At 67.1% G+C, this 12,808-nt stretch carries 13 protein-coding genes and 1 tRNA gene; 8 read left to right on the forward strand and 6 right to left on the reverse strand.

Features of this window, described 5'->3' with window-relative positions; genetic code table 11:
• Positions 1 to 116: 116 nt before the first annotated feature.
• The 5 genes from AC1DSC_RS06610 (at position 117) to AC1DSC_RS06630 (ending at position 7,035) form a co-directional block, all read left to right on the forward strand.
• On the forward strand, positions 117 to 2,657 hold the full coding sequence (locus tag AC1DSC_RS06610) for a PAS domain-containing sensor histidine kinase (RefSeq protein ID WP_012747280.1): 2,541 nt from the start codon (positions 117 to 119) through the stop codon (positions 2,655 to 2,657).
• Positions 2,654 to 3,286 (forward strand): response regulator transcription factor, encoded by a 633-nt coding sequence (locus AC1DSC_RS06615; protein ID WP_012747279.1) that lies wholly within the window; start codon positions 2,654 to 2,656, stop codon positions 3,284 to 3,286. Before AC1DSC_RS06610 ends, AC1DSC_RS06615 begins: the two co-directional genes overlap by 4 nt.
• 162 nt (positions 3,287 to 3,448) lie before the next feature.
• The gene (gene folD / locus AC1DSC_RS06620; protein WP_018902811.1) at positions 3,449 to 4,300 is read left to right on the forward strand and encodes a bifunctional methylenetetrahydrofolate dehydrogenase/methenyltetrahydrofolate cyclohydrolase FolD; all 852 of its coding nucleotides are present in this window, start codon (positions 3,449 to 3,451) and stop codon (positions 4,298 to 4,300) included.
• Between the two features lie 5 nt (positions 4,301 to 4,305).
• Entirely contained in the window at positions 4,306 to 6,363 is a 2,058-nt protein-coding gene (locus AC1DSC_RS06625) for a M3 family metallopeptidase (RefSeq protein ID WP_018902812.1), read from the forward strand.
• Between the two features lie 30 nt (positions 6,364 to 6,393).
• A complete protein-coding gene (locus AC1DSC_RS06630; RefSeq protein ID WP_012747276.1) occupies positions 6,394 to 7,035 on the forward strand; it encodes a glutaredoxin family protein in 642 nt (213 codons plus the stop codon).
• 39 nt (positions 7,036 to 7,074) lie between these two features.
• On the opposite strand, the gene rpiA is transcribed toward AC1DSC_RS06630, so the two are convergent.
• Positions 7,075 to 7,806: a ribose-5-phosphate isomerase RpiA gene (rpiA, locus tag AC1DSC_RS06635; RefSeq protein ID WP_018902813.1), complete on the reverse strand. Its 732-nt coding sequence runs from the start codon at positions 7,804 to 7,806 to the stop codon at positions 7,075 to 7,077.
• 40 nt (positions 7,807 to 7,846) lie between these two features.
• Between rpiA and AC1DSC_RS06640 the strand changes: the two genes are divergently transcribed.
• Complete coding sequence (locus tag AC1DSC_RS06640) at positions 7,847 to 8,923, forward strand: quinone-dependent dihydroorotate dehydrogenase (RefSeq protein ID WP_018902814.1); 1,077 nt, start codon at positions 7,847 to 7,849, stop codon at positions 8,921 to 8,923.
• A gap of 21 nt (positions 8,924 to 8,944) precedes the next feature.
• Here AC1DSC_RS06640 and AC1DSC_RS06645 read toward each other — a convergent pair whose 3' ends face one another.
• The 4 genes from AC1DSC_RS06645 to AC1DSC_RS06660 form a co-directional block, all read right to left on the reverse strand.
• Positions 8,945 to 9,667, reverse strand: a complete 723-nt coding sequence (locus AC1DSC_RS06645) for a phage holin family protein (RefSeq protein ID WP_018902815.1) — start codon at positions 9,665 to 9,667, stop codon at positions 8,945 to 8,947.
• Between the two features lie 51 nt (positions 9,668 to 9,718).
• Positions 9,719 to 10,015, reverse strand: a complete 297-nt coding sequence (locus AC1DSC_RS06650) for a glycine zipper domain-containing protein (RefSeq protein WP_012747272.1) — start codon at positions 10,013 to 10,015, stop codon at positions 9,719 to 9,721.
• 149 nt (positions 10,016 to 10,164) lie between these two features.
• A complete protein-coding gene (locus AC1DSC_RS06655) occupies positions 10,165 to 11,268 on the reverse strand; it encodes an NAD(P)/FAD-dependent oxidoreductase (protein WP_012747271.1) in 1,104 nt (367 codons plus the stop codon).
• A 34-nt stretch (positions 11,269 to 11,302) separates the two neighbouring features.
• Positions 11,303 to 11,425, reverse strand: a complete 123-nt coding sequence (locus AC1DSC_RS06660; protein WP_018902816.1) for a hypothetical protein — start codon at positions 11,423 to 11,425, stop codon at positions 11,303 to 11,305.
• 256 nt (positions 11,426 to 11,681) lie between these two features.
• Between AC1DSC_RS06660 and AC1DSC_RS06665 the strand changes: the two genes are divergently transcribed.
• Together AC1DSC_RS06665 and AC1DSC_RS06670 are read left to right on the forward strand one after the other, a co-directional pair.
• Positions 11,682 to 12,242, forward strand: coding sequence for a peptidoglycan recognition protein family protein (locus AC1DSC_RS06665; RefSeq protein ID WP_230537694.1), 561 nt, complete (start codon positions 11,682 to 11,684; stop codon positions 12,240 to 12,242).
• Positions 12,233 to 12,610, forward strand: coding sequence for a hypothetical protein (locus AC1DSC_RS06670; protein WP_026283784.1), 378 nt, complete (start codon positions 12,233 to 12,235; stop codon positions 12,608 to 12,610). The genes AC1DSC_RS06665 and AC1DSC_RS06670 overlap by 10 nt, the downstream gene beginning before the upstream one ends.
• 52 nt (positions 12,611 to 12,662) lie before the next feature.
• On the opposite strand, the gene AC1DSC_RS06675 is transcribed toward AC1DSC_RS06670, so the two are convergent.
• Positions 12,663 to 12,737, reverse strand: a tRNA-Val gene (locus tag AC1DSC_RS06675).
• Positions 12,738 to 12,808: the final 71 nt, after the last annotated feature.

Here is a 12,808-nt window from a genome sequence, read left to right on the forward strand (position 1 = left end):
ATAGTGCATGCTGATTTCTTAATGTGATATTTTGGAAACAAAGTCGTCCGCGTCGGAATCAATGGCACTGCGGCCCTGCTCTCCTTGGCGCAGAGGCCATCACCTAAACTCGCAGGATGCCTTTTTCCTCTCCGCTGGCGGTTGCCCGCAGCGCCGTGAATGCGTCTCCGCTCTCGTGGTGGCGCCGCTGGTGGCGCCAGCAAACGCCGGTGCTGCAAGACGCGGTCGCCATGCTGGCGCCGATTGCGGCGGTGCTGCTGTTCCTGGCGGCCATCGTGTCGGCGTTCTGGTACCTGCGCACCGAGGAAGTCGAGCGCGAGCAGGAATCCGTGCGGCGCGACGTCGAATACGCGCAGCAGCGCATGCGCCTGCGCCTGCTCGAGCGCCAGGAACAGCTGATGCGCATCGCGCGCGACGCCTCCAACCGCGAGATCGACCCGATCGAATTCGCGAGCCGCGCGGAATCGCTCGTGAGCCAGTTCCCCGAGCTGCAGACCGTCACCTGGATCGACGACCGGCGCCGCTTCAAGGCCGGCTATTCGGCGCCGAGCGTGCATCCCGCGCAGCAGCACCTGATCGGCGACGTGCTGCGCCCGGGCGACGTGGAGAGCAACTACGCCCTGGCCCGCGAGCTGCGCCAGCCGGTTTTCTCCCAGCCGGTGGCGGGCAGCGATCCCGCGGCGATGCTGCAGCTGCACATTCCGCTCTTCGACCAGGGCCTGTTCGCGGGCGTGGTGCTGGGCGAGTTTTCGGTCGACGGCCTGCTGCGCTACGGCATGCCCTCGGAAGTGCAGGCGCGCTATGCGGTCTCGCTGCTCGACGCCAAGGGCAACGTGCTCGCGGGCAATACGGCCAACCTGAGGGAAGGCGGCACGCGGCTCCTCCCCTGGCCCGAAAGAACCAATGAGTACGAAGTGCCGGTGTCGCCCGTCGGCAACGCACTGGTCTTGCGCGCCCAGGCCTACCGGACCTCGCAGGGGGTGGTCGGCAACGGCCTGTTCTGGCTGGTCTGCGCGCTCAGCGTGCTGACCAGCTGGATGCTGATCGGCACCTGGCGCCACACCCGGCGGCGCCAGCAGGCCCAGCAACGGCTGGTTGCCGAGACCAACTTCCGCCGCGCGATGGAAAACTCCATGCTCACCGGCATGCGCGTGCTCGACCTGCAGGGCCGCATCACCTACGTGAACGCCGCCTTCTGCGCAATGACGGGCTGGAGCGAAGCCGAGCTGGTGGGCCAGTCGCCGCCGTTCCCCTATTGGCTGGAGTCGGACCGCGAAGTGATGAACGAGCGGCTCGAGGAAGAACTGCACGGCCGCGCCCTGCCCGGCGGCTTCCAGGTGCGCGTGAAGCGCAAGAACGGCAGCGTGTTCAACGCCCGGCTCTATGTGTCGCCGCTGATCGACGCGCGCGGCCACCAGACCGGCTGGATGACGTCGATGACCGACATCACCGAACCCACGCGCATCCGCGAGCAGCTGTCGGCTTCCTACGAGCGCTTCACCACGGTGCTGGAGGCGCTCGACGCCGCCGTGTCGGTTGCGCCCATCGGCAGCGAGGAACTGCTGTTCGCAAACAAGCTGTACCGGCTCTGGTTCGGCTCCGACACCGTGGGCCACCTGGGCATGGTGGCGCAGGCCGGCGTGCCCACCTCCAATGCGCACGACGAGGGCCTGGACGACGTCGACCCCTACGCCGGCCTGCCGATCGACACCCTGACCGCCGCCCAGGCTGCCAACAACGAGATCTTCGTGCCGCACCTGGGCAAGTGGCTCGAAGTGCGCTCGCGCTACCTCACCTGGGTCGACGGCCGGCTGGCCCAGCTGGTGATCGCCACCGACATCACGCCGCGGCGCGACGCCGAGGAGCAGGCCGCCGCGCAGGCCGACCGCGCACAGGCCGCGAGCCGCCTGATCACGATGGGCGAGATGGCCTCCAGCGTGGCGCACGAGCTCAACCAGCCGCTGACGGCCATCACCAACTACTGCAACGGCATGATGTCGCGCATCAAGGGGCAGGCCATCGACACCGAGGCGCTGCTCGCGGCACTGGAGAAAACCTCCAAGCAGGCGCAGCGCGCGGGGCAGATCATCCAGCGCATCCGCTCGTTCGTGAAGCGCAGCGAGCCCAACCGCACCGCCGCCGACGTGTCGACCATGGTCAGCGAGGCGGTCGAGCTCGCGGGCATCGAGCTGCGGCGGCGCAACGTGCGGCTCAACCACTACGTGGCCGCGCGGCTGCCGGTGGTGCAGGTGGACCCGATCCTGATCGAGCAGGTGATGGTCAACCTGCTGAAGAACGCGGCCGAGTCCATCGACATTGCCGAGCGGCCGCTCGCCCGCCGCAGCGTCGAGCTGCGCGTGCTGCCCAAGGTGATCGAGGGCCACAACGCCATCGAGTTCTCGGTGCAGGACACCGGCAAGGGCCTGGCCCCCGAGGTGATGGACCGCCTGTACGAGGCCTTCTTCTCCACCAAGCCGGAGGGCATGGGCATCGGGCTGAACCTCTGCCGCACCATCGTGGAGTCCCACCGCGGCCGGATGCAGGCGGAGAACATCTACAATGGTCCGGATGTGATCGGATGCCGTTTTTCCTTCTGGATTCCGGTGTTGGACGCTCCCAGTTCCGTAGCAAGCGACGAGGCAAAGGTACCTGCATGAGTTTGATTCCGAAGAAGGGCACTGTCTATGTCGTCGACGACGACGAAGCCGTGCGAGATTCGCTGCAATGGCTGCTCGAAGGCAAGGACTACCGGGTTCGCTGCTTCGATTCGGCCGAGTCCTTCCTCTCCCGATACGACCCGCGCGAAGTCGCCTGTCTGATCGTCGACATCCGCATGGCCGGCATGACCGGCCTCGAACTGCAGGACCGGCTGATCGAACGGCGCTCCCCGCTGCCCATCGTGGTGATCACCGGCCACGGCGACGTGCCGATGGCGGTCGACAGCATGAAGAAGGGCGCGATGGATTTCATCCAGAAGCCGTTCAACGACGAGGAACTCGTCACGCTGGTCGAGCGCATGCTCGAGCACGCGCGCGGCGCCTTCACGCAGCACCAGCAGTCGGCCAGCCGCGATGCGCTGCTGTCCAAGCTCACCGGCCGCGAGGCCCAGGTGCTCGAGCGCATCGTCGCCGGCCGCCTGAACAAGCAGATTGCCGACGACCTGGGCATCAGCATCAAGACGGTCGAGGCGCACCGCGCCAACATCATGGAAAAGCTCAACGCCAACACCGTGGCCGATCTGCTCAAGATCGCACTCGGGCAGGCGGCACCGGCCGCCAAAGCCTGAAATGGGCCCCCACGCTCATCACTTCGTGTATTCGCTGCCCCCCGAGGGGGCGCAGGCCTCCCTTGGGGCGGCCCGGCGAGAGGCCTGAGCTAACCCCCCGATAGCAATGAATGACTCCCACGCCTGCGCAAGCGGGCGTTTTTACTTGGAAAATCGAAACCGATGACCGCCCAACTGATCGACGGCAACGCCCTCGCCAAAACCATTCGCGCCGAGGTTGCCGGCCGCACCGCCGCACTGAAGGCCAAGGGCGTGGACCCGGCCCTTTCCATCATCCTCGTGGGCAGCGACCCGGCCAGCCAGGTCTACACGAAGCACAAGGTCAACGACAGCACCGAAACCGGCCTTGCGGCCACGCTCGAAACCTATCCTGCCGACATGAGCGAGGCCGCGCTGCTCGACCGCATCCGCGCCCTCAACGACGATCCCAAGGTGCACGGCATCCTGGTTCAGCTGCCGCTGCCCAGGCACATGGACAGCCAGAAGGTCATCGAGACGATCTCGCCCGCCAAGGACGTGGACGGCTTCCACGTGGCCAGCGCCGGTGCGCTCATGACCGGCGCGCCGGGCTTCTGGCCCTGCACGCCGTACGGCTGCATGAAGATGCTCGAATCCATCGGCTATGACCTGCGCGGCAAGCATGCGGTGGTCATCGGCCGCAGCAACATCGTCGGCAAGCCGATGGCCATGATGCTGCTCGCCAAGAGTGCGACCGTGACCATCTGCCACAGCGCCACGCAAGACCTGGCCGCCTTCACGCGCCAGGCCGACGTGATCGTTGCCGCGGTGGGCAAGCGCAACATCCTGACAGCCGGCATGGTGAAGCCCGGCGCGGTCGTGATCGACGTGGGCATGAACCGCAAGGAAGACGGCAAGCTCGCGGGCGACGTCGACTTCGACGGCGTCAAGGAAGTGGCCGGCTGGATCACTCCCGTGCCCGGCGGCGTCGGCCCCATGACGCGCGCCATGCTGCTCGTCAACACCCTTGAAGCCGCAGAACGCGCCGCCAAGTGACTTCCATGGCCATGAAGAACAATCCCCTCCTCGACTTCACCGATCTCCCGCTGTTCGACCGCATCAAGCCCGAACACGTTGCGCCCGCGGTCGACATCCTGCTGGCCGAAGCCGAGGCGGCGCTGCAGGCCGTGACGGCGGCCGATTTTCCCGCCGACTGGAATGCGATCTCCAAGGTGCTCGACGTCGCGTCCGAGCGCTTCAGCCGCGCCTGGGGCGCCGTCGGCCACCTCAACGCCGTGGCCGACACGCCGGAATTGCGCGCCGCCTACAACGAGGCCATGCCGCGCGTGACCGCCTTCTGGACCCGCCTGGGTTCCGACGAGCGCCTCTACGCCAAGTACAAGGCCATCGACGTGGCCACCCTCAACCCCGAGCAGCGCCAGGCGCACAAGAATGCCGTGCGCAACTTCGTGCTGGGCGGCGCGGAACTGCAGGGCGAGGCGAAGAAGCGCTTTGCCGACATCCAGGAGCGCCAGGCCGAGCTGAGCCAGAAGTTCAGCGAGAACGCGCTCGATGCGACCGATGCCTTCTCGTACTACGCGGCGCTGGGCGAGCTCGAGGGCGTGCCCGAAGACGTGGTGAGCGCGGCCCGCGCAGCAGCCGAAGCCGAAGGCAAGCAGGGCTACAAGCTCACGCTCAAGATGCCCTGCTACCTGCCCGTGATGCAGTTCGCCAGGAGCAGCGCGCTGCGCGAAACGCTCTACCGCGCCTACGTCACCCGTGCCAGCGAGCTCGGCGATCCGGCCTTCGACAACACGGCGCTGATCAACGAGATCCTCGCGCTGCGGGAAGAAGAAGCCAAACTGCTCGGCTACAAGAATTTCGGCGAGCTCTCGGTCGTGCCCAAGATGGCCGAGTCGCCCGAGCAGGTGATCAAGTTCCTGCGCGATCTCGCGGCCAAGGCCAAGCCGTACGGCGAACGCGACCTGGCCGACCTGCGCGCCTTCGCCGCGGAACAGTTGGGCATCACCGATCCGCAGGCCTGGGATTGGAGCTACATCGGCGAGAAGCTCAAGGAAGCGCGCTACGCCTTCAGCGAGCAGGAGGTCAAGCAGTACTTCCCGGCGCCCAAGGTGATGGCCGGCCTGTTCAAGATCGTCGAGACGCTGTTCGAGGTTTCGATTCGCCGCGACAGCGCGCCCACCTGGCATCCGAGCGTCGAGGTCTACCGCATCGAGCGGGCCGGGCAGAAGGTCGGCCAGTTCTACCTCGATCCTTCGGCCCGCGCCGCCAAGCGCGGCGGCGCCTGGATGGACGACGTGCGCGCGCGCTGGCTGCGCCCGGACGACGGCGTGCTGCAAACGCCCGTGGCGCAACTCGTGTGCAACTTCGCGAGCGGCGTCGACGGCAAGCCGCCGCTGCTCACGCACGACGACGTGACCACCCTGTTCCACGAATTCGGCCACGGCCTGCATCACATGCTCACGCAGGTGAACGAGCGCGACGTGTCGGGCATCAGCGGCGTCGAGTGGGACGCGGTCGAGTTGCCGAGCCAGTTCATGGAAAACTTCTGCTGGGAGTGGGATGTGCTCAGGCACATGACGGCCCACATCGACACCGGCGAGCCGCTGCCGCGCGCGCTGTTCGACAAGATGACCGCCGCCAAGAACTTCCAGAGCGGCCTGCAGACGCTGCGCCAGATCGAGTTCTCGCTGTTCGACATGCTGCTGCACACCGAGTACCAGGCCGGCGCCGCGCAGCCGGGCGGCGTGCTCGCGCTGCTGGGCAAGGTGCGCGCCGAGGTGGCCGTGATGCCTTCGCCTCCTTTCAGCCGCACGCCGAACACCTTCAGCCACATCTTCTCGGGCGGCTACGCGGCCGGCTACTACAGCTACAAGTGGGCCGAGGTGCTGAGCGCCGACGCCTATGCGGCCTTCGAGGAAACCGTGGGCGCCGACGGCCAGCCGAACATCGAGACCGGCCGCAGGTACCGCCAGGCCATCCTCGAAGCCGGCGGGAGCCGCAGCGCCATGGATTCGTTCAAGGCCTTCCGCGGCCGCGAGCCCCAGCTTGATGCGCTGCTGCGACACCAGGGCATGGCGCAGACCCAGCCCGCTTGATGCGGGCCTGAAGCTTGCGATACTCGGGCGATGCATCCGACCCACAAGAAATCCTCCTTGCATCGCCTGTCCGGCGCCGCCCTGCTGCTCGTCGCCGCGGGGGCGATGGCCCAGCCGATCTACCGCAACGTCGACAAGAACGGCAAGGTCACCTTCTCGGACCGTGCGCCCACCGCGAGCACGGAACCGGCCGCGGCGCCGCAGGCCGGCATCACGGCTCCCGCCAATGCCGGGCTGCCCTACGAGCTGCGGCAGGTGGCGCAGCGCTACCCCGTGACGCTCTACAGCAGCGAGGAATGCGCGCCCTGCGGCACGGCCCGTTCGCTGCTCGTCACGCGCGGCATCCCCTTCGAGGAGCGCACCGTCAAGAGCAACCAGGACGTCGAGGCGCTGCAGCGCCTGAGCAACCAGTCCTCGCTGCCGCTGCTGACGATCGGCTCACAGCAGCTCAAGGGCTACTCGGACGCCGAATGGTCGCAATACCTCGACGCCGCGGGCTATCCGAAGAGCAACAGCCTGCCTGCCGGCTACCGCAATCCGCCGGCCCGGCCGCTGGTGGCGGCGCAGCCGGCGCCCGCTGCACGCGAGCCCGCGCCCGTTGCCCAACCGGCGCCGGCCGCGCCCGCACCGAGCGGTCCGAGCCCGAGCAACCCGGCCGGCATCAAGTTCTGACCCGGCCGGCCGCCGGCCAGGGCTGGCGGCCGTTGGTCCTCAGTCGAACTGCATCGTTCGCACGCCCGCGGGCGTGCCCAGCAGGCACACGTCGGCCTTCTGATGGGCAAACACGCCGACCGTGACCACGCCCGGCCACTGGCTCACCTCGGATTCGAAGGCGAGCGGATCGCTGATCCGCAGCCCCGTCACGTCGACGATGTGCTGGCCGTTGTCCGTCACGAGCGGCAATCCGTCCTTCTCGCGCACCTGCGCGATGCCGCCCATGGCCTCGAACTGCCGCATCACGCGGCGCGCCGCCATCGGAATCACCTCCACCGGCAGCGGAAAGGCGCCGAGCGTATCGACCAGCTTGGATGCATCGGCGATGCAGACGAAGCGCCGCGACTGCGCCGCCACGATCTTCTCGCGCGTGAGCGCCGCGCCGCCGCCCTTCACCATGAAACCGCGGGGGTCGATCTCGTCGGCGCCGTCGATGTAGACGCCGAGTTCGTCGACCTCGTTGCTGTCGAACACCGGGATGCCCAGGGCGCGCAGGCGCTCGGTCGAGGCCACCGAGCTGGACACCGCGCCCTTGATCTGGTCCTTGATGGTGGCCAGCGCGTCGATGAACTTGTTCACCGTGGAGCCCGTGCCCACGCCGACGATTTCACCCTTGGCCACGTAGGCCAGCGCGGCGCGGCCGACCTGGGCCTTGAGTTCGTCCTGGGAGATGGCGCCCGCGCCGTTCGCGGCGCCGGCGGCGGAAGAAGGGGAAACGGGTGCAGTCATCGCGGAGAATCCTTGGCTCATTGAAGTCGAGAATTATCCGATGCCCCTGCTCCCCTCTTCGCTCTACGGCCTGGCCCGGCCCTTTCTGTTCGGCTTCGACCCGGAGCATGCCCACGAACTCACGCTCGACGGGTTGGCCCGCACGCAGAACACGCCGCTGGCCTGCGCCTACGCCGCGCCGCGCGTCGATGATCCGGTCACGCTGGCGGGGCTGGAATTTCCCAACCGCGTCGGCCTGGCCGCTGGCCTCGACAAGAACGCCCGCTGCATCGACGCCTTTGCCGCCATGGGTTTCGGCTTCGTCGAAGTCGGCACGGTCACGCCCAAGGCGCAGCCGGGCAACCCCAAGCCGCGCATGTTCCGCCTGCCCCAGCGCGACGCGCTCATCAACCGGCTCGGGTTCAACAACGAAGGGCTCGATGCCTTTCTTGCCAACGTGCAGAAGGCGCGCTTCCGCAGGAGCGGCAGCGGCGGCAGGAAGCCGATGCGGCTCGGGCTCAACATCGGAAAGAACGCCGCCACGCCCATCGAGAAGGCGGTGGACGACTACCTGGTCTGCCTGGACGGCGTGTACCCGCATGCCGACTACGTGACCATCAACATCTCGAGTCCCAACACCGCCAACCTGCGGACGCTGCAGAGCGACGAGGCACTCGACGCCCTGCTGGGCGCCATCGCCGAGCGCCGCCATGCGCTGGCCGAGCGCAGCCATCGGCGCGTGCCGCTGTTCGTGAAGATCGCTCCCGACCTGGACGAGGGCCAGGTCGCCGTGATCGCCGCCACGTTGCAGCGCCACGGCATGGACGGCGTGATCGCCACCAACACCACGCTGGCGCGCGATGCGGTTGCCGGCCTGCCGCATGCCAACGAAGCAGGCGGGCTCTCGGGCGCCCCCGTGCGCGAGGCGAGCAACCGCGTGGTCTCGCAACTGCGCGCGGCGCTGGGGCCGGCTTTTCCGATCATCGGGGTGGGAGGCATCCTGAGCGCGGCCGATGCCAGGGCCAAGATTGCCGCGGGCGCGGACGTGGTGCAGATCTACACCGGCCTCATCTACCGCGGCCCGGCGCTGGTGCGCGAAGCGGCGCAGGCATTGCTGCAAGGCCGCAGCGCCGCCTGAGCCTCCGCGCTTTTCTCTTTCTCAGCGCATGCGCCAGAGCACTGGCGCAATGAACGCAGCCCAGCGCAGCAGCCGCTTGGGACGGATCACCACCACGGCCACCGCGGCGGCGACGCCGGTGGCCACGGGGTGCTCCCGCGCAATGCGCAATGCCGCAGCTGCCGCCGATTCGTCGGCCGGCGGTGCCTCGGAGGAAGCAGCCGTTGCGCCGGCGGGCCGTGCCGGGCCTGCGCCCTGCATGGTGGCAATGCGCTCGCGCTGGCGATCCATGCGGGCGAGCAGTTCCTCGCGCGTGGCGGGCCGCCGGGGGCGCGGCGCTTCTTCATCCTGGTCGGGATCCTTGCCGAGGCCGAAGCTGTCCTGCACCCAGGCCCAGTCGCGTTCGAATTCGCGGCGTGCCGGCATGAAGCTGTTGGAAGCATTGCGAAGGGTCAGGAACAGCCCCAGCGCCGCGCCCAGCCAGAGCAGGACCCACACGCCGGCCACCGACCACGCCGCCGCGATGCGGTGCGGCGTTTCCCAGAAATGCACCACCACCGCCATCGACAGCAAGGCCACCGCCACCGTGGTCAGGCCGAGCACCGCCACCACCAGCACCAGCATCAGCTTGAGGCGCTGCTTCTCGTCCTCCCACGCCATGCGCAGGAGCTGCACGCGGTCTTCGGCCGCCAGCGCACCTTCGGCCGCAGCGATCCGCAGCCGCCGCAAACGGGCATCGAGCCCGAACAGGGACAGCAATCTCATGCGCCGAATCCGGCTCGGCGAGGAACGGCGCGGCGGCGGCTTGCGTTCAGGTCAGCGGCGGCCAAGCAGCAGGCCCACCAGCACGCCGACAGCCAGCGCGGCGCCGGCGATCTGCCACGGTTCGTCGTGGGCGTAGGCGTTGGCAGAGTTGGCCGCTTCGCGGGCCTTCTTGGCGGCCAGCTTGCTCTTTTCCGCGGCAAGTTCGCGTGCAATGGCGAGCTTGGTGTCGATGCGCTGGCGCAGCGCCTTGATGTGGGGAACCGAATCCAGGTCCTTGCTGGCCAGCACGCCGCGCACGTCGCTCGCGATGTCTTCGGCTGCCGCTTCGATATTGTTGGATGCACTCATTGGAAACTTTCCTCCGTGATGACACCGGCACCGCGCCGGCGGCTTCACGCCAGCAAATGGCGTGGTGTCATGTTACAGGCACAAAAGCCCCTCATGCACGGCAGTTATGCAGACTTCTGCACGCGATGGGCCCGGCATTGCGTCCGCGGTCAGCCCGCCGCGAGCAGGCGCTCGACGTACCGCCCGATCGCCAGGCTGCTCGTGAGCCCGGGCGACTCGATGCCGAAGAGATTGACCAGCCCGTGCACGCCGTGCGATTCGGGTCCGTCGATCATGAAGTCGCGCGCCGGCTCGTCCGGGCCCGAGATCTTGGGCCGCATGCCTGCGTAGCCCGGAATCAGCGCTCCGTCGGGCAAGGCAGGCCAGTACTTGCGCACCTCGGCGTAGAAGCCATGGCCGCGCGCCGGGTCCACCACGAGGTCGTCGGCCGATTGCACCCATTGCACGTCGGGGCCGAACTTGGCTTGCCCGCCCAGGTCGATCGTCAGGTGCACGCCTAATCCGCCGGGTTCGGGCACCGGATAGACGAGGCGGCTGAAGGGCGCGCGGCCCGACAGCGTGAAATAGCTGCCCTTGGCAAAGTAGGCGGTGGGCACGGCCGCCGACGGCAGGCCTTCGAAGCGGCGGGCCAGTTCGGGCGCGAGGAGCCCGGCCGCGTTGACCACGGTGTTGCAGCGCAGCGCCGTCCCGTCTTCAGCTACCAGGACGATAGCGTCCCGGCCGCATTCCGCACGGGCGATGGGCGATTTCAGCGCCAGCATGCCGCCCGCGTTCTCCAGGTCGCCGAGCAGGCTCAGCATCAAGGCATGGCTGTCGACGATGCCGGTGCTCGGCGAATGCAATGCCGCCACGCAGTGGAGCTGCGGCTCCAGGGCCATGGCCTGCTGCGCAGTCAGCAGCACGAGGTCGCCAACACCGTTGGCGGCCGCCTTGGCACGGATGACTTCCAGCTGGGCCACCTGCTCGGCCGAAGTCGCAACGATCAGCTTGCCGCAGCGCCGGTGGGGCACGCCGCGCTCTGCTGCGTAGTCATAAAGCGCCTCCTTGCCCTCCACGCAAAGCCTGGCCTTGAGCGAGCCCTGCGGGTAGTAGATGCCCGCATGAATCACCTCGCTGTTGCGCGAACTGGTGCCGGTGCCAATGGCACCTTCGGCTTCCAGCACCACCACCTCCCGGCCCGCGAGCGCCAAGGCGCGCGCCACTGCCAGCCCCACCACACCGCCGCCGATGACGGCGCAATCGAGTTCATCCATCGTGCGAGCTTATCGCGGCTCGCGGGCGGATTTCTCAGGACGTGGTGGGGGGCGGCTCGGGATCGGTCGGCTCGTCGGGCGGCGTGCTCGGCCCTTCGTCGGGCTCCACGGGCAGGTCCGGCGTGATGGGGGACGGAAGGTCGGGATGGGTGGCCATGGCGGATGCTCTCCTTTGCCTTTTTCTAAGCTGCTGCGGTAAACCTTCAGCCAGCACAGGGCGGCGATCGGCGTCAGCGCGAGCCGACAGTTTCTTGAATCAGGCCACCACAACGAGGGCTTGACCCGCTATGTACGACGAAACGGTACGCTTCCGCATCGAAGGCAGATGTGATGTACTTTGACGCGTCGTTCCACAGGGAGAGAGATATGTCGACCATCGACGCGAACGGGATGCTCATCGATCCCAGAGCAGAGTGATCGCCAGACGTTCATCCGGCATCGAACACGGCGCCCTGCCCAAGGTGCTGGCCATCGTCGTCCATCAAACAGACTCATCGACCGCCGAGTCCAGTCTCAACAGCTACGGAGATGGTGGCAATGGCGCCCATTTCCTCATCGACAAGAATGGCCAGATCTATCAAACGGCCAGCCTGTACTCGCGCTGCTATCACGTCGGCAAATTGATCAAGTCGAAGTGCCTGACCGTCAACAAGAACACGTGCGACACGGCAGCCATGGCCAAGATGCTGGCAATGTCGTGGATTCAGCAGATCAACGCACTGGATGCGCATGAACGCGCCAAGTCGTATCCGGACCGGTACCCGGTCAACAGCGAGGCCATCGGCATCGAGCTCGTGGGACTGCACATCGACGAGAAGACCTATGAAGCGGTGACGGCTGCGCAGAACACGGCGCTGCAATGGCTCATCGACGAGCTGTATGCCCAGTTCAACCTGAAGCCCGCCGATGTCTACAGACACCCGACGGTTTCATACAAAAATCCGGGCGAAGCGAGCTCGGCGATATGGAAATGAAGTCTCGGATCGCCGCCACGGCAGCCGCGGCGTTGCTCGTTGCAGCGTGTGCAACCGGCAGCACAGGGTTCACGGACGTCTTTGTCGCCGACTTCCGATCCGACCAACCCGCCACCTGCCGCCCGACGGATGTGCCGCAAAACCACGCCAAGGCGCGCGAGTTCTTCTCGCGGGCCAAACAGGTTGACTACAAGACACTGCACGACAACTATGAGCAGGCGCCCTGCTTTGTCGAAGGTACGCTGAAGCAGCGCGGCAAATCATGCGACTGGCAGATTCGCGCGGGCGCCACGGGCGCGGTTCAGTGCGGGGAACAGCGGCTGTACTTCGCCTGCGATACCTGCAATGACCTGTTCGGCATGAAGTAGGTAGACGCAAAAAAAGCGACTTGGACAATCCAGGTCGCTTTATTCAGAAAATTGGTGGGCGGTGGAGGCTTCGAACCTCCGACCCCAGCAGTGTGAATGCTGTGCTCTACCCCTGAGCTAACCGCCCTTTCAATCCCTTGGCGCCGCTGCTGCAGTGCCTTGGAATTAATCGCGTTGCGCGAAGCCTTCGATTATGCC

This window comes from Variovorax sp. 01N425 (assembly GCF_056399465.1).